Here is a 24,331-nt window from a genome sequence, read left to right on the forward strand (position 1 = left end):
CAAAAGGTATTTTATTTAAAAAGTGAATTTTAAAGAAGATTCCCCTTGATGAGGCAATGACTAAAACCAATTACCTATGAAAAATACTAAACAAATCGTCTTCATCTTTTTGATGATTTCCCTAAAAATTATGGCTCAGAACGACAGTCTTACTCAAGAAAGAGATGTTTCCAAGCCTACCAATTTTTATACATTTCTTGATAATAATTTTGAGTATATATCAACACCTCAAGCTGCACTTATGGGGTATAGAGCTAATCTAACTTTCTCTTTTTCTGAAAAGAACTTGTTATTAGCTGAACTGCCATTGGTTTATAATACAGGGAATAAGCAGTATGGAGTAGGCGATTTACGACTTCGTTATTTTTGGTTGCCCTATAAAGATTATTCTAAAATCATAGGTGCATTTGGTCCGTCAATCGATATTTTCGCTCCCACCGGAAATTTTGATAAAGGATTAGGATCAGGTAGATGGATTTTTGCTCCAGGGGTAACTATGGGTATTATGGTAGCAGAGTGGATTCAGTTTTTCCCAGTTCTTTCCTATCAATATCTATCAAAGGTGGACGGACAAATAGGAGATATGAATAATACAGAATTACATGGAGCTACTTTTCAAGTCATTACTCCCATTGTATTTTCCAAAAAGGTATTTACTCAATTCACTCCAGTCATTGGAATTGAAGATTTCCGTAAAGTAGAACAGATGAATTTCTCTATGGAAATGTTATTCTCTTATGGTTTTAGAGATGATTTCTGGTTGAATGTATTTTATAAGGGGGCTTTTCAGAAGGATTTTCATTCGATAAGAATAGGGTTTACTACCTATTTTTAAATTGCTAGCTTTCTTTATGTATCAATATCATATAATTATTTGATAACAAAAAAAGCCAATCCATATGGATTGGCTTTCTATATTTTTATTCAAAACGATTACTTAGCAAAGTGAACCGATCTAGTTTCACGAATTACCGTCACTTTAATCTGTCCAGGGTATTGCATTTCAGTTTCGATCTTATTGGCAATATCAAATGATAATTGTCCTGCTTCTGCATCTGGCACTTTCTCAGCGTCTACCATTACACGAAGTTCTCTACCAGCTTGGATTGCATAACACTTATGCACCCCTTTGAAGCCCATAGCTAAACCTTCTAGTTCTTTCAGACGTTGGATGTACGATTCCATCATTTCACGACGAGCGCCAGGTCTAGATCCTGAGATCGCATCACATGCTTGGATGATAGGTGAAATTAATGTCGTCATTTCAATCTCATCGTGGTGAGCACCAACAGCGTTACATACTTCAGCAGATTCACCATATTTCTTAGCTAAGTTCATACCTAAGATTGCGTGAGGTACTTCTGGCTCTTCCGGCCAAACTTTACCAATATCGTGAAGTAAACCAGCACGTTTCGCTACTTTAGCATTTAAGCCAAGTTCAGAAGCCAATGTACTTGCAAGGTTAGCCACTTCTCTAGAGTGTTGTAACAAGTTCTGACCATAAGAAGAACGGAATCTCATTCTACCTACTAACTTGATCAACTCAGGGTGTAAACCATGGATACCTAAATCGATCACAGTTCTTTCACCAATTTCGATGATCTCATCTTCGATGTTCTTCTTCGTCTTCGCTACCACTTCTTCAATACGAGCAGGGTGAATTCTACCATCTGCTACCAATCTATGTAGTGATACTCTTGCGATTTCTCTTCTTACCGGATCGAAACCAGAGATAATGATTGCTTCAGGAGTATCATCAACAATAATTTCAACACCAGTACTAGCTTCTAAAGCTCTAATGTTACGACCTTCTCTACCGATGATTTTACCTTTCAGTTCATCACTTTCTAGGTTGAAGACAGATACACAGTTCTCAATTGCTTGTTCAGCCGCTGTACGTTGAATAGTAGTGATTACTGTTTTTCTAGCTTCTTTCGTCGCAGTCATTTTCGCCTCCTCCATGATATTCTTAATATGCATAGAGGCTTTTGTTCTTGCTTCGTCTTTTAAAGCTTCGATCAATTGTTCACGAGCTTCTTCTGCTTTAAGGTTCGCTACTTTTTCAAGTTGCTCCACTTGCTTTAGACGAAGTTGTTCAGCTTCTTCTTTTGCTTTGAAAGTAAGTTCTTTTTGAATAGCCAATTCTTCAAAACGGTTTTCCATTTCTTTGTCTTTCATTTTAAAAGACTCTAATTGTTTGGCAATACTTGCTTCCTTTTGCTTCTGCTTAGATTCTTGTTGTTTTAAACGGTTTTCAAACTGCTTCAGCTTGTTTTCGTTTACGTTAAGTTGATTTCTTCTCTTCGCTGTTTCTGAATCAAAATCTTGTTTCATTTTCAAAAACTTCTCCTTCGACTCGATCAACTTGTCTCTTTTAATTCTCTCTGAGTCTTTTTTAGCCTCCTCTACGATATGCTGCGCCTTGTCTCTTGCTTCTGTCTCAAGTCCCTTCAACACTTTGGCAAGCATATATCTACCTAATGCAGTACCGATTCCGATACCAGCAATTGCGGTGATAACTATAATTAGGGTTGTTTCCATTTGTACGTACAGATGTCTGTGCGTAGTTATCTAACTACATTTTAAAAATATATATACAAAAAAGGAAAACTAGATATTAAAAAATCTTCTAGTTATTTGGAAGAATTTCGTCAAGTTGTTTGTTTAATACTTTTATACGGTCAAGCGAAGTTTGTAGCTCATCCTGTTCTGTTAGGGATTGCACAATTAGATCAAAAGCAGTCATAATTAGGATATCTTTTTCATCAGCGTTTGGATGCTGTTGTTTTTGCCCCGAAAGAATACGGTTAAGCTGATCGGCTGCCTTTAATAAAAGGTGTTCTTCCGATTTTGTAGCTTTAAGGTTATAAACCTTTCCGCATAGCTTTAAAGTGATATTTTCTTTAGGAGATCTTAGTCCCATTTTTATCCTGCAGTTTTGATTTTTCTCCTACCATTTATAGGTGAAATTGATCGTATTTTGAATATATAATTAAACCGTGTTTATATGACGATCTGAGTAAATTCCTTTTTATAAAATAAATGTACTTGAAAAAATTGGAATTATCGAATTTTTAAAAAAATTATACCCTCCTATTTGGAAAGACGGTCAATTTCTTCATTTAAAAGTTCAATTTCGGTCGTTAATTCCTCTTTTTCAGTCAACATCAGTTTTTTTTCCTCTTTTAGAGTATCAAGTAATTTGCTGTTTTTTCTTAGCTCAACCAATTCATCTTTAAGTTTTTGATTCTCTTTAATGAATTCTCTTTTTTGTTGATTAAAGATGTCAATTGTTTCATCTTTTTCATCAAGTGTATCCCTCAATTGTTGGATATCTTGATTTAAAAATTGAATGACTGATTTTTGTCCTTCTACTTGATTTTGTGCCTCATCTCTTTCACTTTGTAAAGAAGATTTGTCTTCCAACAATTGTTTGATATGATCATTGCCTTGAGTAATCATCTCTTGAAGTCGATCAGATTGTTCTTGGATGGCCATCTGATTATCAATTTCTTGTTGATTCTCTTTAAGCATACCAATCTCTTTCTGTGCCTCTTTATAAAGAACAGATAACGAGTTGATCTTTTCAATTAATGTTTTTAACTCTTCACCAATATTTGGAATTGACTTCGACATGCACTAAATATATAAAATATGCTCCCAAATAACTAGTATTTGAGAGCATGTCTATGGTTTCTACTTACGAATAACTGCCTTCAACTGCGTTTCAAACGCTTTGATTAAGTTATTCATCACTTTATCAATTGCTTTATCGTTTAATGTTTTGTTTTCATCTTGAAGGATGAAACTTACAGAATACGATTTTAAATCAGCCGCTAAATGTTTCCCTTCGTACACATCGAAAACATTGATTTTCTTCAATAGTTTTCTTTCTGTCTTCTGAGCAACTTGTTTGATAGAAGCAAATGTTGCTTTCTTATCCAATACAATCGAAAGGTCTCTTCTAACTTCTGGGAACTTAGGGATTTCTTTGAATTTGTAATCTGCACTGTACATCTCAACTAACAATGTCCAGTTGATGTCAGCAAAGAATACTTCTTGCTTAACACCTGCCATTTTAGCTGCTTTAGGATGTACCAAACCAACAGTTGCAATCACTTTCTTACGTGCTGAGTACTGAAGACCATACGCTAAAGTATCGTTGCTTACATATTCAGCAGAAATACCTTGAATGTTCAAACGGTCAAAGATTTTTTCTACTAAAGAGGATACAGTATGGAAATCAGAAGATGTTGCTTTTCTAATCCAAGATTCATCAGTAGAAGTACCACTAACAAATAAAGCTAGATGTTCGTTTTCAGTATATCCGTTTTCACCTTTGTGATACGTTTTACCGAATTCAAAAATTCTGATGTTCTTTTGCTGACGACGGATGTTGTGGTTGATTACCTCAAGACCACTGAACATCATCGACTGACGCATTACGTCTAGGTCTGCACTTAAGATATTAAGAATCTCAACGTTTTCGTTCTCGTTAAGATCGCTCAATTCTTTAGAATATTTTGATGTTGTTAGTGAGTTGGTCATCACCTCGTGGCAACCAGAACCTGCTAACATTTCAGTTACTTTTCTTTGCAATACTTGCTTGTCTTTCTTAGGGAAAGAAGCTAAGTAATCAGCTGATAAAGATTCGCTTAACTCTACAGAGTTGAAGCCATAAATACGAAGAATCTCTTCGATAATATCCGCTTCTCTTTGAACATCTACACGGAAAGGAGGAACAGAAACTTTAATTGTTTCTTCTGTTGTTTCTAAGATAGAAATTTCAAGACCTTCTAAGATTTCAATGACTCTGTCTTGTGGAATATCTTGACCAATCAAACGGTTGACATTCTTGAATTTTACATCAATAATGAAGTTTTCGATTGGAGTAGGGTAGATGTCTACGATTTCAGAAGATATCTCACCACCTGCATATTCTTTAATTAGAGTCGCTGCATATTTCAACGCAGTGATCGTCATGTTTGGATCACAACCTCTTTCGAAACGGAAAGAAGAATCTGTTTTGATTGAGTGTGTTTGAGAAGTCTTACGCACTACATCTGGGTGGAAATACGCCGACTCCAAGAAGATGCTAGTAGTTCCTTCTGTCACACCTGATTCTAAACCACCGAATACACCTGCGATACACATGTTCTCAGAAGCATTGGCGATCATTAAATCGTGACCTTTTAATTTTCTTTTCTCTTCATCTAAAGTGATGAACTCTTCTCCTTCAGTAGCGAATTTTACATTAATCTCACCACCTACTTTTGCTAAATCAAAAGCATGAAGAGGTTGACCTAATTCGTGAAGAACATAATTTGTGATGTCAACAACGTTGTTAATTGGAGATAAACCAATAGCAGTTAAACGTTGCTTTATCCATTTTGGAGATTCTTTGATTTCGATTCCTGAAATCGTTACTCCAGAATATCTTGGACAAGCTTCGCTTTCTTGTACATTTACCTGTACAGGAGCAGAAGTATTGTCAACTTTAAAGCTATCTAATAATTCTGGCTTAGCCACTTGTTGGATAGGTCTGTCTAATAAAACTTTTAAGTCTCTAGCAGCACCATAATGCGAAGAACCATCTACACGGTTAGGTGTAAGACCGATTTCTAAAACATTATCATTTTCTAAATTGAAATACTTAGCTGCAGGTGTACCATTAGCCATATCAGTATCCAATACCATAATACCGTCGTGAGATTGTCCCATACCGATTTCATCTTCAGCACAGATCATACCCATAGATACTTCACCACGGATTTTACCTTTCTTAATCTTGAAGCTTTCTGTTGGAGAAGGATAAAGTTCTGTACCAATAGTGGCAACAATCACTTTTTGTCCTGCAGCAACGTTTGGAGCACCACATACAATTTGTACAGGTTCTTCAGCTCCGATATCTACAGTTGTAACTCTTAATTTATCAGCATTAGGATGTTGTTCACAAGTAAGTACTTCTGCAACAACTAAACCTTTAAGTCCGCCTTTCACTTCTTCTACCTCTTCAATACCTTCTACTTCAAGGCCTGACATTGTTAATAGTTCGTCAATTTCTTGAGGCGTTTTATCCTCTATATTTACAAGGCTACCTAGCCAGTTTAAAGAAATTTTCATATATCACTTATTTTATTGCTGCTTTCTTTTGGCAGCACTAATCTTTGTTACTTTTTAAAAAAGAAAATGAGAGTTCACCCATTTTTTTCAAGTAGCAAAAATAATAGGTTATTACAACTTCTTGCAATAACCTATGCTTTGTTTAGAATTAATATTAAAGTTGACCCCCTAATTTTTTAATTTCTTCGTTTTTTAGCTCAATTTCTCTCAACAATTCTTCAATTTTTTCATCTTTTTGAGATTTTTCTACTTCGAGAGAATTGATTTGAGTTTTATAAGTTTCTTCGGAGGTTCTTAATTTATCGAATGCTTTAGTTAAAACGCCTTCATTGTGTTGCATTTTTGCATTGGTCGCTTCTAACTCTTTTTGCTTTCTATGCATCTCTTCTTGAGTCGCCTGTAGTTCTTCTACATTCTGCCTCATTTCCTCCTCTTGTGCTCTCATTTGTTCAGCTTGAATCTGAGAATCTTCTAAAAGAGATTTCATTCGATCGGAGTTTCTTGTCGAAGCAATAGTAGAGGCAATCGTTTCTCCTAATTTAAGTACAAACTCTCTTTGATATTCGGGCATTTCATTGAGTGAAGCCAACTCTATAATACCATAAACATCATCGTTCATAAGCATAGGAGCAATAAATAAATTGGTAGGTCGAGCCTTTCCTAAACCACTAGTTATATTGATGTATTGTTCAGGGACTTCTTTAAGGTACATTGGTTTTCTTTCGATAAAAACCTGACCTACTAATCCTTCCCTAGGTTTTACTGTTCTATTGAGGTATTTTTTTCTTTCGTAGGCATAAGCAGAGATCAAATTCAATTCTTTTCTGTCTTCTAAGCTTTCGTTTACTACAAATAAACCACCTTGAGTAACTCCAAGATAAGAGACTAAGTTGTTGATAATCTGATCGCAAAGATCTTCTAAGCTGTTTTGAGAAGTACGTAAAATATCGACGAATTTAGTTAAGCCATTAGATACCCAACCTCTTTCCATTTCGATTACTTTAAGCTTTTCTCTTTGTTGACGAATGGAATCAATTGAAAGCATTAGTTCTGAACTTTCATTTTCATTTAATTCAAAACTTTTGTCATCCTCAATTAGTGCTTTAGAAAAATGTAAAGCACTGTTTAGTTCTTCCTTTAATTGCTTATTTTCTTCTTTCAATTTAGCGTATTGATCTAACCACAATACTTTAATGCCAATTTGTTTATTCATGATGCCAACTTTAATCAATTTTTTTCTCAAGGATGACAAATAACTCATTACCTTGTCTAGGAGGGATGCTGTTATAACATTCTTCCATTTTCCTTATGGTGAACTTTTCTCTGAATAAACCTTGGTATTCTTCGATTGAGCCACCAAATGGAGGACCACTTTCTGTTAGTGGAAACGTAAACATTAAGCCACTAATTTTCCCTTGCTCACTCAATAAACGATAAGTTTGCTTAACATATTGTTTCCTTAAAGCAGGAGGTATAGCACAGAAAAAGGTCTGCTCAATTATTAGATCAAATTTTATGCTAATTGACCATTCAAAGAAATCATTACAAATAATTTGTTTTTCAGGGAAGTCAGGATTCCTATCTAAAAAGTTTTTTATTGGTTTTTCTGAGAAATCTATGGCATAAACATTCTTAAATCCTGCTTTCCATAAATATTCTAGTTCATAGCCATTTCCAACGCCAGGAATAAGAATGAAGAGATCTTTATCAGAAATTTGATCGAAATACTTTACTAAAGGAGTGCTAGCGTATCCGATATCCCAACCTGTTTTATTATTTAGATATTTATTATCCCAGAATTCTTTTTTATTCATAGTATTTCTTTAAAAATAAAAGGTTGCTCCATTAATCATGAAACAACCTTTAATCATTTAATCAAATGATATTTATTTTGATATCGCTTTAATTACTTCTTCGTCCATAGGCTTAATGTTAGAATTAAAGAAATCTTTTAATTCTCCTTTGTCGTCGATGTAATATTTACAGAAGTTCCAAGATGGTGCTTCGTCGTTCCAACCATTTTCCTTAGGATCAGATAACCATCTGTATAAAGGCGATTGGTCATCTCCTTTTTTTACATTGATTTTTTCCATCATTGTAAAAGTTACTCCGTAGTTAAGTTTACAAAAAGAAGCAATGTCTTCGCTAGAACCAGGTTCTTGTCCACCAAATTGATTGCAAGGGAAACCAAGTACGACTAAGCTTTCGCCATATTTTTCATGTAATTCTTGTAATGCTTCATATTGAGGAGTATATCCACATTTAGATGCAGTATTTACAATCAAGATCTTTTTACCTTTCAAAGTTTGAAAATCGAGTACTTCACCATTCAACTTTTTCATCTTAAAAGAGTAGAAAGCAGACTCTCTTTTTCTGAAGTCATCCATAGATGAAGTTTCAGGATTAGTTTTGTGAACTTTTGTACAGGCTAATAAAGCTATTGAAGTCACTACGATTAGTGTAAATAATTTTTTCATATACTTGCTAGTTCTTTTAATAGTCAATAATAGAATAAAGTGTTTGTGTTAATAATTTCAAATATATATAATGAATATAACTAATCCAAGAATTAGTTAATCCAATTTTCTGCTTCTGTTACGTTGTCGAAGTATTTTAATTGAAATCCAACGTCCTCATTTAGGTTTTCAACGGCTTGGTCAAATGTCATCTGAGAAAAGACATCGACAGATACAATCCAGGCCATTTTCTGCATATTTACCTCATTATGAACCTTTGAGCTACGTTCGTGAAACCAGTTTTGGGTTTCTGGAAGCATTTGGTAATAGGCTTTGATTGCATCGACTAATACCTTTTCAGGTCTCTTCTCAATAAGTTTATCCAAATAGGTAGTTAATTCATTTCTATAAATTTTCTCGGATAAATTAATTGGAGTATTCCAAGAAGATTTTATAATCTTAAAAGATTCATTAAAAGATATCGTTTGGAAATCACTTCTGTAAATTTCAATAAAATCCATGGGTTGTACTGGTTAAAGCGTAATATTTACAATTGCATTATAACTACCTTTCAAAATTTCTGCCATTTTTTCAAAATTGAGCGTCTCTGGTAAATCAGATTTTTGATGGTAATGAGGGTTTCTAAAAAAAGAAGTATCTGTAATCATAAGAGCATTCTGTTTAAAGTGCCAATAATTGCGATGATCGCTATTGGACAAGCCTTTAACACTTGAAGGTGCATTTATAGAATAGACACTTGTATTACAAACTTCTTTCATTAATGTTTTAAATTTCTTGACTGTAGCATGGTTATTCATGTCTCCCACGAGTGCAATAAAATCTGCAGCTTTGGGGTACAATAGGTCCAAACCTTTTATCGGATAGCTTTGAGAACCATCTGTTTCATCGAAATAACCAATCATTTCTAGACATATCATTAACTTGGTGTCTACTTTTTTATCAAAATTATGAGCGGCGTGTACATAGCTACCCATGTCTTTTGTTGTAAAGAAAGGTCTTTCTTCATTAGCATAAGCAACAAGTTCTATGCAATAGTTTAAAGCAGGTTGATGTTCTTGTAATAATCTTGCAATTTCTAAAACACCTGCAATTCCACTTGCATTGTCATCAGCTCCATGTTGATCGCCAAAACTATCATAGTGTGCCCCTATAACAATTCTTGGAGCATTAGGGTTTCCATAAAAAGCAATAATATTTACATATTCTTCCCCTACAGCCTCAAATTTTTGTTCGTGGGTTTCATAGCCAAATTCTTTTAATGAGTTACTGATGTAACCCAACGCTTCTGCTTGAGCGACTTTATTCTGATAATTTCTATATCCAGTAGTAGAACATAAAGCAGTGACATGTTTTTCTAATTGTGATGCTTGTGCATTTATGTTTTTAGCCTGACTTTGGTTGAATACAATGTTACCGACAGGTTGGTAAATTGATCGAACCAAAAGAAAAAATAGAAAGAAAAGTACGGTGATAATAATGGTTAGGGTGACTATCATGTAATGTTTAGTAATGCTTTAATGGTTTTCTAGATAAGAATTTAATCATTTTTTTCTTCATATTTTATTTTTTCTGTGAAAACACCAAAATCCATTATTTTTCTACCTTCAAAAGAGAGTGTTTTATCAATTTTCGAAGGATGATGTGCTAATGCATGGTGAATAAGTTTTTCTTCTGTAGTTGTTTTCTTCAGTTCTGTTAGACCACCTTTTTCTAAAATAGGAAGATCGTAAGTAGTTGTTTCTTCGATGATCATCCAAAATGCGGCGTTAAAAGGTAGATTATTAAAATCTTTTTCTTTAGATAGATAAATGTCTAAAGTAATGGAGTCGCTATCTGCTCTGAAATGTTTTTTATGATCTGTAGTTTCTTGTTTTTTGAAATCATATTCTTCTTTAGTAGGAGCAAACTGACTAAAATAGGAGAAAGGTCCGCAGATAGCGTAGGGCTCATTATTCACTAAACAAAAGGTGATGATATTTTTTGATTCAATATCAAATACCATCATTTCTTTGGAGTTTCTTTTTTGTGCCACTCCAAAATAAGGAGCATCATCAAAGGTATAAATAAAGAACTGATGAATCTCGGCTCCTTTAGTTTCTACTATTTCATAGACTTTATTGAACTTATATGATTCTTTAAATACACTGGCATCAGAGTTTTTTTCCATATACTCTATAAAGGAATCAAAAAACTCGGTGGTTTGTGCCGATAAAGAGAAGGATGTCAATAACAGTATTATAATAGAAAAAAGGTGCCTCATAAATGGTTGGTTCTATTTTGAATTAGCTAAAGTAATCAACAAATATTAGAATTACTTAGTTTCGAGTTTTTTCATATTTCCCTTTAAAATTGAGGAGAATATGAGAGAGTGTTTGTAAAAGTAATGCTTCATTAAATCATCTTTCTAGATTGTTGGTAAAAAACTCTAAATAATCTAATTACACCACTAAAAACTTATCTCCTTTTTACTAAATTTGTTGGTCATGATGAAAATAGGAATTTTTTTCGGAGGTATTTCACGAGAACGTGAAATCTCATTTGCAGGAGGTAGAACAGTTTATGATAACTTAGACAAACAATTGTTCGAGCCTGTTCCAATATTTGTTGATAGTTTAGGTAACTTCATTCATTTAGATTGGAGTTTTGTATATAAAGGTACTGTACGTGATTTTTACCCACCAGTACCAAGTGTTCCTACTAATTTATCGGGTTTCCAAATGTATGTGGAATCTCTAGGTAATTTATCGGAAGAACAATTAAATGAAATGGCTAGTTTGGTTGGGCAACGTGTTAAGCCCGACGATTTCGGTCAGTTATTTGATTTTGCTTTCTTGGCATTACACGGCCCGTACGGAGAGGATGGTAACCTTCAAGGTTTATTGGAGTGGTACGGTATTCCTTATTCAGGTGCAGGTGTGTTGTCTTCTGCAATTGGTATTGACAAGATTACTCAGAAGAAATTATTCTCTGATCTTGGTTTGGTTACACCAGATTATAGAGTAATCGATGCCAACGATTTAACCGAAGATCAAGTAGCAACAACTTTTACTTCATTAAAGGAAGCTTTAGGAATGCCATTGGTAGTGAAAGCACCAAGACAAGGTTCTTCTTTAGGGGTGAGTATTGTGAAAGAGGATAGCGTTGAAGCTTTCCAAGCGGCAGCTAAAAAGTCATTATTTATAGATGAGATAAAACATGAACAATGGACTTCTTTATCTGATGAAGATAAAATGCGTTTTGTTCATGATTTTGTCGATGTGCGATTGGGTATCGGTCTTCCTGTTTACGTAAACGGAGATAGCGAAAAGATACTTTACAATCCAAAAGAACTATATGATCACCTCACTTCTGAATTGGAAGAAAAAGGGAATGATATGGTGAGTTATCAATCATTGGACGCTGAAGAACGTCTATTGATTGAGCAACATGTGAAGGGAAGAGAATTCTCTTGTATTGTTGTGGAAGATGAAGATACTCAACCTTTGGCATTGCCTCCTACAGAAATTGTTCGTGGTAACGAGGGAGTATTTGATTACCGATCTAAATACCTTCCTGGTATGAGTAGAAAAGTGACACCAATTGATCTTCCTATAGAAAAGGTGAGAGAAATCCAATCGAAATGTGAAGAGTTGTACACCAAACTACAATTTGATGTATATGCTAGAATTGATGGATTCGTTACTGAAAGCGGTGAGGTATTTTTAAATGATCCGAATACGACTTCAGGTATGATGCCTTCATCATTCTTCTTCCATCAGGCAGCTGAAATTGGACTAAATCCATCTCAATTCCTTACGTTCATCATCAGAACATCTTTGGCTTGTAGAATTCGCTCGGGTAAGAATACTGTGGTGACTAAACCGCTATTAAAAGAGTTGGATCAGCAGATTGCTCAGTTGTCATCAGACGATCAACAAAAAAGAAGAGTGGGTGTGATTATGGGAGGTTACTCTTCGGAACGTCACATTTCTGTAGAAAGTGGTAGAAACATCTATGAGAAGTTGGCTTCATCACATAAATATGAGGCGATTCCTATTTTCTTGACAGGAAGTAATGAGCATCACGAGATCTATGAACTACCGATCAACATCATGTTGAAAGATAATGCGGATGATATCAAATTAAAGATTGAACAAGCATTATCGGGAGAGAAGCATGAAGTATTGACGGAAGCGATTCAAAAAGCATCAAAAATTACAGATAAATATGCTGCAGGAGCCTGTTTTGATCCTAAGCCTTTAAATTATGATACTTTAAAGGATAGAGTAGATGCAGTATTTATTGCTTTACATGGTCGTCCAGGTGAAGATGGAGCTGTACAGAAACATCTGAACGAAAAAGGTATTCCTTACAATGGTTCTGATGTAGATAGCTCTGAAATTACAATTGATAAATTTGCCACTACAGAAATTCTTGGTGAAAAAGAAGTGTTTGTGGCTGAACATATGTTGTTGCAAAAAGCAGTTTGGCAAAATGATGCTAAAGCAGCGATCGATGAAGTGGAATCTAAATTTAATTATCCACTTATCGCTAAGCCTGCCGATGATGGCTGTTCTTCTGCAGTGGTGATGGTGAAGAATAGAAATACATTAGAATTCTTTGCTGAAGCTATGTTCAGAAATGAAGAAGAGGTAGCTGAAGATTTAAGAAATAAATTACATCTTGATAAAAATGAGGAATTCCCAAGTAAGCAGAAAATCTTAATTGAGGAGTTGATCAGTGCGAAAGATGCGGATCATTTCTTAGAGATCACTGGTGGTATGTTAACAAAGTGGCATGAAGATGGCACTCGTACATACGAAGTGTTTGAACCATCCGAGGCTTTAGCAAGTGGTGAAATTTTATCGCTTGAAGAAAAATTCTTAGCAGGAGAAGGGCAGAACATTACTCCTCCAAGATTTTCTCCTGATGCTGATGAGCAAAAATGGATTTCTGATGCAGTAAGAAAAGACTTGGAGAATGTTGCCAAAATCCTAAATGTACAAGGGTATTGTAGAATCGATGCTTTTGTGAGAATCTGGAAAGAGGAGAAGAGAGTAGAAACAATTATTATTGAAGTAAATTCGCTTCCGGGAATGACTCCTGCTACTTGTATTTTCCATCAAGCGGCAATTAACGGTTACAAACCTTACGACTTTATTGATAATATTCTAGAATACGGAAGACAAAGAACTGAAGCTAAGCTTAGCAGATAGATAACTATGGATACAAATAAAATTAAAAAACTGATTTTTGGAGAGTCACCTTCGGCTCTACTTATTAATATCGTTTTAATACTTTTTGCAGGTTTATTGAGTATGTGGATATTCTTCGAAGGATATCTAAGTGTAGCAACTAAACACGGAGAAACAGTGACAGTGCCTAATGTAGATAGCTTATCTTTTGAAGATGCTATTAAAAGGTTAGAGTCTGCTGGATTACGTTACACAGTATTTGATTCTGCACCTGTAAACTATAATCCCGATCTTCCATATCTTACAGTTTTGGCACAAACGCCTAAAGCTGGAGACAAAGTGAAAGATAATAGAAATATCTACCTTACGTTAAACCCCTCTCAAGCAGAATTAGTGAAGTTAGATGATATCTTGACTTCTTCTTTAAAGAATGCTGCTGAGAAAATGAGAACAATTGGTGTGAAGCCTGGTAAAATTACAAGGGTAGAAGACCGTTATCAAGGTATCTTAGAGGTTAGATATCAAGGTCAGCTTGTACAGAAGTACGATAGAAAGTTGAGAAAGAAAATTATCACTTCTAGAAAAGTACATAGAGGTGGAAAAGTAGATATTGTGGTTGGAGATGGTTTAGGTAAATCTCAAACAGATGTGCCTAATCTTGTGGGGATGACAGAAGGAGATGCGGAATTCGTTTTGTTTGGTCAAGGTTTGGGTAAAGGAACCACTCACTATGTGGCTTCAGAATTACAACCTGGAACAGTTGTAAAACAATATCCTTCTGCAGAAGAAGATGAAGAAGGCATTAAGCCAAAAATAAGATACGGTAGAACTATTGAGCTGTGGGTATCTCAATATTCTGGTAAGAATTAATTAGAAAAAAGGGAATCGAAAGATTCCCTTTTTTAATGGATAATATGTGTACTTCCTAATTCCAGTTTTAATTTTTCAATCTCTTTATCAGGAATAAGATTACCAGATAAATCTAACGTCTCCAAGTTTTTCATATCGTAAAACTCTTTAGGAATTTTTGTCAGTTGATTCAAAGAAAGGTTTAATACTTTTAAGCTTTTTAGCTCAGAAATCTGATGACTAATATGTGAAATATGATTTCCTCTTAAATTAAGTTTAGACAGGTGAGTTAATTTATATATACTGTGAGGAAGTTCTTTAATTTTATTCTGACTCAAGTTAAGCTCGTATAAATACTGTAATTCATCGAGTTCTTCAGGTACTTTTTCTATATAATTCTGACTTAAATTTAAGGCTATAAGGTTGGGGTGATGAGTACAGAAATCAGTATCAATTGCTTTTATTTTGTTGTTATTTAAGTTGATGGATATTAACTGTGTCATTTTATCAATTGATTCTGGAAAAGAAGAAATTTGATGATTCACTAACTCAACACATAAGACACTTTCAGGATTATCCACAGTATAATTTAGTTGAACTGCTTCAAAAAGACCGCGTTCATACAATTGTTTAATGGCATTGGGAAAACCATATTTCATTGCAGAAATCAAATCATAACAAAAATCGGGATTATAATAACCATTTTCTTTACCATGCAAATCTTTACTGAGACCTCTATAATAATAGGCTTCAGCTAGATTATCCTGAATACTAAGAGCCATAGTAAACTCACCAATAGCCTTAATATATTGTTTCTGATGATAATAACTTTTTCCTTGATTTAAATACTTATTTGGATCGTTATTGAATGGATTGTGAAATGCACTAAATAGAATAAAAAAGGAAATGAGGGAGATAGTTGCTTTAATTGATATTTTCATGATGAATAGCTAAATCGGGTACATAATAATAACCGAAGTTAACATCAAATAGTTCTAGGGTGTTGTGGCCAATAATATTAAAGTGAAACATCTTATTTGCATCATCCAAATCTATTACTTTTTGCCTCTTACTTCTTACCTCAAAAAAATCACCCTTTGGATAAAACCTTGAGCTTTTGATGCTCTTTCAAACTAAATAGATCTTCCCACTTAGTTCCTTAGTTCTTAGTTTCTTAGTTAAAACGAGCGTTAACTTTCTATCTGCTACCTGCTACCTGCTACCTGCCCAGTAGCAACCACTTCTTCCTCATCATCCGTCATATATCTCCTAATCTTACCTCTTAATTCAATAGCTGAGATATTATGGTTAATCACTCCTCCTTGAATATAAGACATCTGACCTGTTTCTTCAGATACAATGAGAACAATTGCATTAGTGTTTTCAGTCATACCAATACCGGCACGGTGGCGAAGTCCCATAGTGGCAGGGATATTCGGGTTTTCAGATACTGGTAAGATACAACGGGCAGCTTCGATTCGATTGTTGTAAATCAAACAAGCGCCGTCGTGCATAGGTGAGTTTTTGAAGAAAATAGAGAGCAACATCCTTTTGGAGATTTTTGCATCTACATAATCGCCCGTTTCAGCATAGAAAGATAAATCGCTGTCTTTAGAAATAACGATAAGAGCACCTGTGTTGGTACTACTCATGTCTTTCATCGCATCAATAATAGAAGGAATATCTAAATTGATGGTAGATCCTTTGCCTTTCGTTTTGAAAAGTTGAAATAAAGGGAAGTTTTTGAAATCGGTGGATTTCCCGATAAGAAGAAGAAACTTTCTGATTTCTTGTTGGAATAGAATAATGGCTGCAATCACCCCAACATCAATAAACTGACTTAGTATTTCGGAAAGCAACTCCATATCGGTAGCCTTCACCACTAAGTAAGTAAGGTAAATAGATAATCCCCCAACGAAAATCTTTAATGCAACACTCCCTTTTATTAATTTATACAAATGAAAAAGCAGCACCGATACGAAAAGTATATCGAGAAAATCAACGAAATTAATTTCTAAAAAGCCAAAGCTGAATAAAAACATTGAGTGACTACTTGAAAAGTAAAAATTAAACAGGGTCGTAGGGGATAAAACTTAAAGTTTCTTCCAAAAATACTATTACTCTCAATTAACTAAAAAATTAGACCAAAACAGTATTTTTAGAAAGTTTTTTACTAAAACTTTCCTTATAAAACAGGGGGTTAAAGATTCTCCTTGCTACTAGAATACAAAAATAATTTCTTTCTGCTAAAAAAGAACGGTTTCTGAAAATAGTTTTACACATTCTGCAGCTTCTTTTACATCATGCACTCTTAGGATATTTCCACCCTGCTGTAAAGCTATGGTATTAATTACAGTAGTGCCATTCAAAGCATCTTTTGCTTCGATGTTTAACTTCTTGGTAATCATCGATTTTCTAGAAACTCCGACTAAAATTGGGCAGGCCAAAGCTTGTAGGGTGGACATCTCTCGAAGTAATTCATAATTCTGATCTAACGTTTTAGCAAAACCGAATCCGGGATCAATAATCAAATCTACCGCACCACTTTTAATAAATTCGATTCTTCTTTCAGAAAAATACTTCATCACCTCGTGGGTCACTCCATTTGGATAGTCGGTAAGCGTTTGCATTGTTTGTGGAGTTCCTCTCATGTGCATCATGATGTAGGGGACGTCAAGATCAGCCACAGTTTGATACATTTTTGCGTCTAATTTTCCTCCTGATATATCATTTATTATTCCTGCACCAGCTTGAATACTTTGTCGAGCAACTTCGCTTCTGAATGTATCAATAGATAGGATAGCTTCTGGGAATTGTGAAGAGATTTGATCAATAATAGGAAGTACTCTTTCCAATTCTTCCTTTTCATTTACATGATCTGCTCCAGGTCTAGAGGAGTAGCCACCGATATCAAGTATAGTTGCTCCGTCTTGAAGCATTTTTTCAGCTTGCTGAATTGCATCATCCACAAAAAGCTTACGACTTTGATTATAAAATGAGTCAGGAGTAGCGTTAATGATCCCCATTACCTTGGGAGTATTAAAATCTAGTAACGTTCCTTTAATTTTTATAGATAAATTTTTTGATTTACTCATTTTATATTTGTGCTAATAACGGTAAGTGGTAACTTTACATCAAAGTTAGCTGAAAAATAGTCGAAGGACATCGAAGGGGAGATTTTTTTGATCAAAGAGTTGATATTTTTTAGATCATATCAAACTACTAGGTGCTTTCATTAAAAAATATAGAATGTCAGAAAATAAAACAGAAATAGAATTCAAAGCAGTTCTTTCGGAATGCAGATCTTTATTTGAGAAAAAAACGATTGATTATGGTACTGCATGGAGAATCTTAAGATTATCTTCCATTACAGATCAAATCTATATCAAAGCGATGCGTATCCGATCGATTCAAGAGAAAGGAGAGCAGAAAATTGATGAAGATATCAACGGAGAATTTGTAGCCATTATTAATTATTGTTTGATGGCATTGACGCAATTAGAATTGATGGACGATGATCGTATGGAGATTCCTGCGGAAGAGGTAATGGGATACTACGATAAGCATGCAACGAATACAATGAATTTGATGTTCAATAAAAATCATGATTACGGAGAGGCTTGGAGAATGATGCGTGTTTCTGGAATTACCGACATTATTTTAATGAAACTACTAAGAGTAAAACAAATTGAAGGAAACGATGGTAAAACTATTGTGTCGGAAGGAGTAGATGCTAATTATCAGGATATGATTAATTATTCTATTTTTGCCTTAATTCTTTCGGGGTTTGCATCTTAATTAATATATTTAAAGCAGAGTTCTCTGTAATTCTTTTACATAGAACTTCGTTTGAAATTAGGGGATTTTTTCAACTGCATATTTAGACTAGCACAAGCAACAACAAAATCAAATGAAAGCCTTACAAAAAATTTTAGCATCTACTATAGGTATTATTTTCATGTTATCAGGTTTCGTGAAAATTATTGATCCAATGGGGACGGCTATCAAATTTGAAGAATACTTCCATGTCTTCGCAGAAGATGTCTCTACGACCTTACCGTTTTTAGAGTCCTTCTTTTTGTATTTAATAGGATGGAAACTATTTCTTTCTGTAATGTTCTCATCGTTTGAATTTATTCTTGGTGTCGCATTATTGGTAAATTACAGAGCCAAATTGATGCACAGGTTAACCCTGTTACTACTCATTTTCTTTGGTTTCTTAACGTTCTATTCGGCCTTTTTCGATAAAGTTACTGACTGTGGGTGTTTCGGTGATGCGATAAAGTTCACTCCATGGGGATCATTCACCAAGGATTTAGTATTGCTAGTGATGTTGTTGGTATCAATGAAACTTTTACCTGGTAAGAAAAGAGTTTCAGCATATGGTACTTATGGAGGGGGGATGTCTTTACAAAAAGAAAATTCTTCCATCTTTAAAAAGATTTCTATTTGGGTAGCGGTATTGTTTGCTTTTGGTATGTGCTATTATGCTATTCAACATTTGCCACCAATCGATTTTAGACCATATAAAATTGGTAATAATATATCAGAAATGATGACCTCTCAAGAACCATGTGTAAGTGTGTATTACATGGAAAAAGATGGAGAGGAGAAGATGTTTGAAAATTATCCTACAGATACTTCTTGGAAATTGGTAAGAATGGAGACAATTAACGAAGCTGAGTGCCAGCCTTTGATTCCAGATTATTATATTTCTAATGAACAAGGAGAAGATTTTACAGAAATCACAACAAAAGGAACGAAGTTGTTAGTGATTATTCAAAATGTTTCTGAAATTGAACCTGAAACGATGGAACCTATCAATGATTTAATTAGAGGGGTTTCTTCGGATGATGTATCTGCTTTAGCTATTACTAGTGATGCGACAGATTTTGATGCTTTCAAAAGAAAAGTACGTTTGTCTATTCCACATTATTATGCAGATGCAACAGTACTTAAAGCTGTCGTTCGTTCTAACCCTGGAATTTTGTTGGTAAAGGATGGGACGATTTTAGGGAAGTGGCATCATAATGATACCCCAAAAAGTGAAGTAATTTCTCAATTGTTAAATCAAGAGTAAGCGTGCTACAATTTATTGTTAATAGATTATTTTATGGATTTCTGGTAATCATAGGAGTGATAACAGTTGTTTTTGGCTTGTTTCATGCATTACCCGGAGACCCTGTGGACTTAATGTCCGGTCAACACGCCGATCTAGAAACAAGAGATTTAATTCGTAAAGAATTAGGTTTAGACGAACCTTTAATCGTACAATACGGAAACTATCTTAGCGATTTATCTGTGATATCTGTCGAAAAAGACACAGAGAAAAATCAAAAAAAATATAGATACACTAAATTAATACCATTGGGCGATCATGCTTTGGTGTTTAAATTCCCTTATTTAAGGAGATCTTTCCAAACCAACAAGCCAGTTGATGAAATCCTTATCGAAAGTTTACCAGGTACATTTTGGCTTTCACTTGCTGCTATTATTATCGCCTCTTCTTTGGGTATATTTTTAGGAGTAGTGGCTGCTTTAAATTACGGGACCAAAATAGATCATATCATTGTAAGTTCATCGGTTGTATTTATATCAATGCCATCATTTGTTCTAGCGATATTAATGGCTATGATTTTTGGATATTATCTTTCTGAATATACAGGATTACCTATGACAGGTTCTTTATGGATGAATGATCCCATTTATGGTAGACAATTACATTTAGAAAATCTGATTCTTCCTGCCATCACTTTAGCCACAAGACCGTTGGCTATTATTGTTCAACTTACAAGAAGTTCTATGTTGGATGTGATGTCGCAAGATTATGTTAGAACAGCCAAAGCAAAAGGAGTTGGAAGAATAAGAGTAATTATTGTTCATACATTAAGAAATGCTTTAAACCCTGTGATTACAGCTGTTTCAGGATGGTTGGCATCGATGTTAGCGGGAGCATTTTTTATTGAATATATTTTTAAGTGGAAAGGGTTGGGCTTTAAAACCATTCAAGCAGTAGAATATCTAGATCTGCCTGTGGTTATGGGGGCAACCATCTTTATTGCTTTTGGATTTGTTGTGGTCAACATTTTTGTAGACATTATCTATGCTACGCTTGATCCAAAAATTAGACTAAACTAGAATATGAGAATATATCTCGTGGGGATGCCAGGAAGCGGTAAATCGACACTCGCTAAAGCATTGTCCGAACAATTAGATCTGCCTTTTTACGATATGGATGATGAAATCGTAAATCAAGAAAAAAGATCTATTCCCGAAATATTTGAAAAAGAAGGAGAGGAATACTTTAGAAAAGTAGAACAACAAATCGTTCAAAACTTTCATCCGGAAAATAGCATTATTGCTACAGGCGGGGGAGCACCTTGTTTTTTTGATAATATGGAGGTGTTAAACGGTTTAGGAATCACCGTCTTTACAGATGTTTCTGCAGAAGCATTGACCGAAAGAGTTTGGGGACAACATGGTACTCGACCATTATTGTCGCAATCTTCTGAAGAAGAAGTTTTCCAATCCATTAATGATAAGCGGTCAGATAGGTTACCTTATTATAAAAAGGCACAAATCTATATCGAGGCTAAAGATAAAACACCAGAAGATCTTGCTATTGAAATAGTAAATAGGTTGAAGGACATCAAATAGTATATTTTGGAATAAACACCAAAGGCGAAATCATCATTTCGCCTTTTTTAGTTTTTGTTTAAGTCCTTTGTATTTCACAACATCAACATTAACAGCGCCTACAATTAGTTCAGCTTGTATTTTTAGTGGTATTCTATTGACATCATCAGATACCCAAAATTTGATAGGATGTGTGCCTGAGAAAAGTTGGTTCTCTGGCATAATAGGAGACATGACAAATGACTCTATTCTACCAAACTTCGTATACACCTTCTCTTTACCTAAATAAATGATGTTGAAATCATAGCCTTCATTTTCCCAAAAAGCATTCATAGTTATCGTATCCCCTTTCACTAATTGATCATAATCAATTGTTCTTAGGTAATAATAACCAGAAATGACATCATGAGTGTTTGGCTGCATTTCATATTCCTTGTAATTCTTCTTTGGAGGATCTTCTTTTTTATGCCACATCGCATCAACTTTACCATTTTCTTGGTCAAAGTCTAATTGTTCTATTAGTGTATAAGATCCTTCAAGAATATCTCTATTGAATTGAGCCGGGTAAAGCGTTTCTGTATTAAAGTAACTTTGCCACAAATCACGGATCTTCATAGTGAAGCCAAAAACACCAATACTTTTTCCTGTTACATCTACTTTATAACATTCCTGTCCATTTACCTCATGAGTGTTCTTGTCTAATTTAACAACGGCTTGCCCAGCGTCAAACATCGCATAACCAGCTACATATGTAAGCATTTCTCCTTTTTCAAATTCAATATCCGATTTGATAGGAGGTTGTTCGTATCTAGTGTTTGTAATAGTCTGACTGAATGTTTTGCTTGTTAGGAGTGTTGATAATCCTAAAATGACATAAAATGATGATAAGGTTAATTTTATATTATTTTTATCGATGTTCATGGAATTCTATAAATAACGTAATAATTAAATTCAATATTAGCCAATATTTTGGAAATCACCGATAAGTATTGCAAAAATTAGATTTTACTACATTATCAGTTTAAAAGGAAGCTATTAGATTTGCAAATCTAAAATAATACTATAAAACATGATTGATACTCACGCTCATATATATTCAGACAAATTTAAGACTGATATAGACAAAATCTTATCCGAAGCTTTCAATAATAAGATCAAACATATTTTGATGCCAAACATAGACCATACCTCTATAGATGGCATGTTAGAATTAGAAGAAAAATACCCTCAACAATGTTTATCAATGATGGGTTTACACCCTTGTCATGTTAATGCAGAGTTCGAAAAAGAACTATATATAGTAGAGGAGTGGTTAAATAAAAGAAAGTTTATTGCTGTTGGAGAAATGGGAATGGACCTTTATTGGGATAAAACATTTAAAGAACAGCAGATAGAAGCATTTAAAATTCAAGCCGATTTTGCTGTGAAACATCAATTGCCTTTAGTGATTCACGCAAGAGATGCCATGACGGAGACTATTTCGTTACTTGAAGAAATTAAAACAGACGGTCTGTTTGGTGTTTTACATTGCTTTACTGGAACGCTAGAGGAAGCAAAACAACTAATCGATTTAGGTTTCCATTTAGGAATTGGAGGAGTTGCCACATTTAAAAATGGAGGTTTGGATAAAGTGATCCCTCACGTTGATATCAAACACTTAGTTTTGGAGACGGATAGTCCATACTTAGCGCCTAAACCTTTTAGAGGAAAAAGAAATCAGCCTGAATATACCAACTATGTTTGTGATAAAGTTGCAGACTTTTATGGAATATCAGGATCAGAAGTTGAAGAAATTACAGACAAGAATGCCTATAAGTTATTCTCAATAGAGGAGTACTTATCTAAATAGCAGAGACATGACCAAAAGAACCTATTTTAAAACTGTAAATATTAATTCCACCGGCCCGAATGCATCAGATACTTCCATACTATTAATATATACTGGAGGTACTATTGGTATGGATAGGGATCCGAAGACGGGAAGTTTAATACCTTTCGATTTTGAGAAAATAATCGATGCTGTACCAGAACTGAAAGCATTTGATTTCGAATTGACAGTTATATCATTAGATCCATTAATTGATTCCTCTGATATTACCACTAAACATTGGGTGCAATTGGGGACAATCATAGAAGAGTTTTATGATGATTTTGATGGGTTTGTCATATTACACGGAACAGATACAATGGCATTTACTGCATCTGCATTGAGTTTTATGATTGATGGTGTACATAAGCCTGTGATTCTAACAGGTTCTCAATTACCCATTGGAGAGAAGCGTACAGATGCCCGAGAGAATTTGATGTCGGCATTAGAGATTGCATCAGAAAGACATGAATCTGGAGAAATGTTGGTGCAAGAAGTATGTATATGCTTTAATAGTAAATTACTTCGAGGGAACCGAGCGAAGAAATCACAAAATTTCAATTTTACGGCATTTAGAACTTATAATTATCCTTCATTAGCTGAAGCAGGTATCTTTATAGAGTACAAAAGAGATGCATTTTGGAAAGACCCTATTGTTGGTCCAGCTAAATCCATGAAAGAAATCACATCTGATGTGATTTTGTTGAAGATTTTCCCTGGAATGAATGAGGTTATCGTAAAGCAAATGTTGGATACTCCAGGGTTGAAAGGTGTGGTATTGGAATCTTATGGTTCTGGTAATACACCAACGACAAAATGGTTTTTAGATCTTTTGGAAGAAACCGTGAAAAAAGGCGTGGTCGTTGTTAATATATCTCAATGTAACGGAGGAACAGTTATGCAAGGGCATTATGCCACAAGTGCAGCCTTAAATCGCATTGGTGTGCTCAGTGGAAAAGACATGACTACAGAGGCAGCGCTCACAAAATTAATGTGTTTGCTCTCAAAATATGATAATATTGATCGGGTGAAAAAACTGATTGGGATTCCTTTGAAAGGTGAGCTCACATTGTAAATTAACTAACTATAACATTTATTTAGGTGATTAGTGTTAGTTATGCATTTATAATCGAAAATTCCACTTGTATATAAATTTAATTATACATTTATTTGCGAGTCAGTAGTCGTTAAAAACTATCAAAAAG

The 24,331-nt window shown here is 34.5% G+C and carries 23 protein-coding genes; 9 read left to right on the forward strand and 14 right to left on the reverse strand.

Annotated elements, in window-relative coordinates:
• The first annotated feature begins 76 nt into the window (after window positions 1-76).
• Entirely contained in the window at window positions 77-835 is a 759-nt protein-coding gene (locus tag KMW28_RS05730) for a hypothetical protein (protein WP_169664217.1), read from the forward strand.
• A 98-nt stretch (window positions 836-933) separates the two neighbouring features.
• Here the strand turns inward: KMW28_RS05730 and rny are convergent, their stop codons facing one another.
• The 10 genes from rny to KMW28_RS05780 form a co-directional block, all read right to left on the reverse strand.
• Window positions 934-2,541, reverse strand: a complete 1,608-nt coding sequence (rny, locus tag KMW28_RS05735; protein ID WP_066209419.1) for a ribonuclease Y — start codon at window positions 2,539-2,541, stop codon at window positions 934-936.
• 88 nt (window positions 2,542-2,629) lie between these two features.
• A complete protein-coding gene (locus tag KMW28_RS05740) occupies window positions 2,630-2,923 on the reverse strand; it encodes a cell division protein ZapA (RefSeq protein ID WP_066209416.1) in 294 nt (97 codons plus the stop codon).
• A 170-nt stretch (window positions 2,924-3,093) separates the two neighbouring features.
• On the reverse strand, window positions 3,094-3,636 hold the full coding sequence (locus KMW28_RS05745) for a hypothetical protein (RefSeq protein ID WP_169664216.1): 543 nt from the start codon (window positions 3,634-3,636) through the stop codon (window positions 3,094-3,096).
• Between the two features lie 60 nt (window positions 3,637-3,696).
• Entirely contained in the window at window positions 3,697-6,123 is a 2,427-nt protein-coding gene (gene pheT, locus KMW28_RS05750) for a phenylalanine--tRNA ligase subunit beta (RefSeq protein ID WP_169664215.1), read from the reverse strand.
• 154 nt (window positions 6,124-6,277) lie between these two features.
• Window positions 6,278-7,336 (reverse strand): GAF domain-containing protein, encoded by a 1,059-nt coding sequence (locus KMW28_RS05755; RefSeq protein ID WP_158297650.1) that lies wholly within the window; start codon window positions 7,334-7,336, stop codon window positions 6,278-6,280.
• A gap of 10 nt (window positions 7,337-7,346) precedes the next feature.
• Window positions 7,347-7,937, reverse strand: a complete 591-nt coding sequence (locus KMW28_RS05760; RefSeq protein ID WP_169664214.1) for a methyltransferase domain-containing protein — start codon at window positions 7,935-7,937, stop codon at window positions 7,347-7,349.
• A gap of 72 nt (window positions 7,938-8,009) precedes the next feature.
• Complete coding sequence (locus tag KMW28_RS05765) at window positions 8,010-8,600, reverse strand: glutathione peroxidase (RefSeq protein WP_066209408.1); 591 nt, start codon at window positions 8,598-8,600, stop codon at window positions 8,010-8,012.
• 92 nt (window positions 8,601-8,692) lie between these two features.
• Window positions 8,693-9,100, reverse strand: a complete 408-nt coding sequence (locus KMW28_RS05770) for a hypothetical protein (RefSeq protein ID WP_169664213.1) — start codon at window positions 9,098-9,100, stop codon at window positions 8,693-8,695.
• Window positions 9,101-9,112: 12 nt separating this feature from the next.
• Window positions 9,113-10,096, reverse strand: a complete 984-nt coding sequence (locus tag KMW28_RS05775) for a M28 family peptidase (protein WP_169664212.1) — start codon at window positions 10,094-10,096, stop codon at window positions 9,113-9,115.
• Between the two features lie 41 nt (window positions 10,097-10,137).
• Window positions 10,138-10,860, reverse strand: coding sequence for a hypothetical protein (locus tag KMW28_RS05780; protein WP_169664211.1), 723 nt, complete (start codon window positions 10,858-10,860; stop codon window positions 10,138-10,140).
• A gap of 223 nt (window positions 10,861-11,083) precedes the next feature.
• On the opposite strand from KMW28_RS05780, the gene KMW28_RS05785 reads away from it, so the two are divergent.
• Together KMW28_RS05785 and KMW28_RS05790 are read left to right on the forward strand one after the other, a co-directional pair.
• The gene (locus KMW28_RS05785) at window positions 11,084-13,795 is read left to right on the forward strand and encodes a D-alanine--D-alanine ligase family protein (protein WP_169664210.1); all 2,712 of its coding nucleotides are present in this window, start codon (window positions 11,084-11,086) and stop codon (window positions 13,793-13,795) included.
• 6 nt (window positions 13,796-13,801) lie between these two features.
• Complete coding sequence (locus KMW28_RS05790; RefSeq protein WP_066209398.1) at window positions 13,802-14,644, forward strand: PASTA domain-containing protein; 843 nt, start codon at window positions 13,802-13,804, stop codon at window positions 14,642-14,644.
• A gap of 32 nt (window positions 14,645-14,676) precedes the next feature.
• On the opposite strand, the gene KMW28_RS05795 is transcribed toward KMW28_RS05790, so the two are convergent.
• The 3 genes from KMW28_RS05795 to folP all read right to left on the reverse strand — a co-directional run bounded on the left by KMW28_RS05795 (window position 14,677) and on the right by folP (window position 17,718).
• Window positions 14,677-15,564 carry a leucine-rich repeat domain-containing protein gene (locus KMW28_RS05795; protein WP_169664209.1) on the reverse strand — a complete coding sequence of 296 codons (888 nt, stop codon included), beginning with the start codon at window positions 15,562-15,564 and terminating at the stop codon, window positions 14,677-14,679.
• 264 nt (window positions 15,565-15,828) lie between these two features.
• A complete protein-coding gene (gene cdaA / locus KMW28_RS05800; RefSeq protein ID WP_066209396.1) occupies window positions 15,829-16,665 on the reverse strand; it encodes a diadenylate cyclase CdaA in 837 nt (278 codons plus the stop codon).
• Window positions 16,666-16,869: 204 nt separating this feature from the next.
• Window positions 16,870-17,718, reverse strand: a complete 849-nt coding sequence (folP, locus tag KMW28_RS05805; RefSeq protein WP_169664208.1) for a dihydropteroate synthase — start codon at window positions 17,716-17,718, stop codon at window positions 16,870-16,872.
• A 154-nt stretch (window positions 17,719-17,872) separates the two neighbouring features.
• Here folP and KMW28_RS05810 point away from each other — a divergent pair, with 154 nt between their 5' ends.
• From KMW28_RS05810 to KMW28_RS05825, 4 genes are all read left to right on the forward strand, one after another.
• Window positions 17,873-18,421, forward strand: a complete 549-nt coding sequence (locus KMW28_RS05810; protein ID WP_169664207.1) for a DUF1599 domain-containing protein — start codon at window positions 17,873-17,875, stop codon at window positions 18,419-18,421.
• Between the two features lie 112 nt (window positions 18,422-18,533).
• Window positions 18,534-19,703, forward strand: a complete 1,170-nt coding sequence (locus KMW28_RS05815; protein ID WP_169664206.1) for a BT_3928 family protein — start codon at window positions 18,534-18,536, stop codon at window positions 19,701-19,703.
• 2 nt (window positions 19,704-19,705) lie between these two features.
• Complete coding sequence (locus KMW28_RS05820) at window positions 19,706-20,761, forward strand: ABC transporter permease (RefSeq protein ID WP_066209389.1); 1,056 nt, start codon at window positions 19,706-19,708, stop codon at window positions 20,759-20,761.
• Between the two features lie 3 nt (window positions 20,762-20,764).
• The gene (locus KMW28_RS05825; protein ID WP_169664205.1) at window positions 20,765-21,280 is read left to right on the forward strand and encodes a shikimate kinase; all 516 of its coding nucleotides are present in this window, start codon (window positions 20,765-20,767) and stop codon (window positions 21,278-21,280) included.
• Window positions 21,281-21,313: 33 nt separating this feature from the next.
• Here KMW28_RS05825 and KMW28_RS05830 read toward each other — a convergent pair whose 3' ends face one another.
• On the reverse strand, window positions 21,314-22,180 hold the full coding sequence (locus KMW28_RS05830) for a DUF3108 domain-containing protein (protein ID WP_169664204.1): 867 nt from the start codon (window positions 22,178-22,180) through the stop codon (window positions 21,314-21,316).
• 148 nt (window positions 22,181-22,328) lie between these two features.
• Between KMW28_RS05830 and KMW28_RS05835 the strand changes: the two genes are divergently transcribed.
• Together KMW28_RS05835 and KMW28_RS05840 are read left to right on the forward strand one after the other, a co-directional pair.
• Window positions 22,329-23,108: a TatD family hydrolase gene (locus KMW28_RS05835; RefSeq protein WP_169664203.1), complete on the forward strand. Its 780-nt coding sequence runs from the start codon at window positions 22,329-22,331 to the stop codon at window positions 23,106-23,108.
• A gap of 7 nt (window positions 23,109-23,115) precedes the next feature.
• On the forward strand, window positions 23,116-24,201 hold the full coding sequence (locus KMW28_RS05840) for an asparaginase (RefSeq protein WP_066209382.1): 1,086 nt from the start codon (window positions 23,116-23,118) through the stop codon (window positions 24,199-24,201).
• The last annotated feature ends 130 nt before the right edge of the window (window positions 24,202-24,331 follow it).

The sequence above is a fragment of the Flammeovirga yaeyamensis genome (assembly GCF_018736045.1).
In the GTDB taxonomy this organism is placed as follows: Bacteria; Bacteroidota; Bacteroidia; order Cytophagales; family Flammeovirgaceae; genus Flammeovirga; species Flammeovirga yaeyamensis.

Coding starts and splice junctions, on each gene's coding strand:
- KMW28_RS05730 (WP_169664217.1), top strand. CDS start 77: ATGAAAAATACTAAACAAATCGTCTTCATCTTTTTGATGATTTCCCTA.
- rny (WP_066209419.1), bottom strand. CDS start 2,541: ATGGAAACAACCCTAATTATAGTTATCACCGCAATTGCTGGTATCGGA.
- KMW28_RS05740 (WP_066209416.1), bottom strand. CDS start 2,923: ATGGGACTAAGATCTCCTAAAGAAAATATCACTTTAAAGCTATGCGGA.
- KMW28_RS05745 (WP_169664216.1), bottom strand. CDS start 3,636: ATGTCGAAGTCAATTCCAAATATTGGTGAAGAGTTAAAAACATTAATT.
- pheT (WP_169664215.1), bottom strand. CDS start 6,123: ATGAAAATTTCTTTAAACTGGCTAGGTAGCCTTGTAAATATAGAGGAT.
- KMW28_RS05755 (WP_158297650.1), bottom strand. CDS start 7,336: ATGAATAAACAAATTGGCATTAAAGTATTGTGGTTAGATCAATACGCT.
- KMW28_RS05760 (WP_169664214.1), bottom strand. CDS start 7,937: ATGAATAAAAAAGAATTCTGGGATAATAAATATCTAAATAATAAAACA.
- KMW28_RS05765 (WP_066209408.1), bottom strand. CDS start 8,600: ATGAAAAAATTATTTACACTAATCGTAGTGACTTCAATAGCTTTATTA.
- KMW28_RS05770 (WP_169664213.1), bottom strand. CDS start 9,100: ATGGATTTTATTGAAATTTACAGAAGTGATTTCCAAACGATATCTTTT.
- KMW28_RS05775 (WP_169664212.1), bottom strand. CDS start 10,096: ATGATAGTCACCCTAACCATTATTATCACCGTACTTTTCTTTCTATTT.
- KMW28_RS05780 (WP_169664211.1), bottom strand. CDS start 10,860: ATGAGGCACCTTTTTTCTATTATAATACTGTTATTGACATCCTTCTCT.
- KMW28_RS05785 (WP_169664210.1), top strand. CDS start 11,084: ATGATGAAAATAGGAATTTTTTTCGGAGGTATTTCACGAGAACGTGAA.
- KMW28_RS05790 (WP_066209398.1), top strand. CDS start 13,802: ATGGATACAAATAAAATTAAAAAACTGATTTTTGGAGAGTCACCTTCG.
- KMW28_RS05795 (WP_169664209.1), bottom strand. CDS start 15,564: ATGAAAATATCAATTAAAGCAACTATCTCCCTCATTTCCTTTTTTATT.
- cdaA (WP_066209396.1), bottom strand. CDS start 16,665: ATGTTTTTATTCAGCTTTGGCTTTTTAGAAATTAATTTCGTTGATTTT.
- folP (WP_169664208.1), bottom strand. CDS start 17,718: ATGAGTAAATCAAAAAATTTATCTATAAAAATTAAAGGAACGTTACTA.
- KMW28_RS05810 (WP_169664207.1), top strand. CDS start 17,873: ATGTCAGAAAATAAAACAGAAATAGAATTCAAAGCAGTTCTTTCGGAA.
- KMW28_RS05815 (WP_169664206.1), top strand. CDS start 18,534: ATGAAAGCCTTACAAAAAATTTTAGCATCTACTATAGGTATTATTTTC.
- KMW28_RS05825 (WP_169664205.1), top strand. CDS start 20,765: ATGAGAATATATCTCGTGGGGATGCCAGGAAGCGGTAAATCGACACTC.
- KMW28_RS05830 (WP_169664204.1), bottom strand. CDS start 22,180: ATGAACATCGATAAAAATAATATAAAATTAACCTTATCATCATTTTAT.
- KMW28_RS05835 (WP_169664203.1), top strand. CDS start 22,329: ATGATTGATACTCACGCTCATATATATTCAGACAAATTTAAGACTGAT.
- KMW28_RS05840 (WP_066209382.1), top strand. CDS start 23,116: ATGACCAAAAGAACCTATTTTAAAACTGTAAATATTAATTCCACCGGC.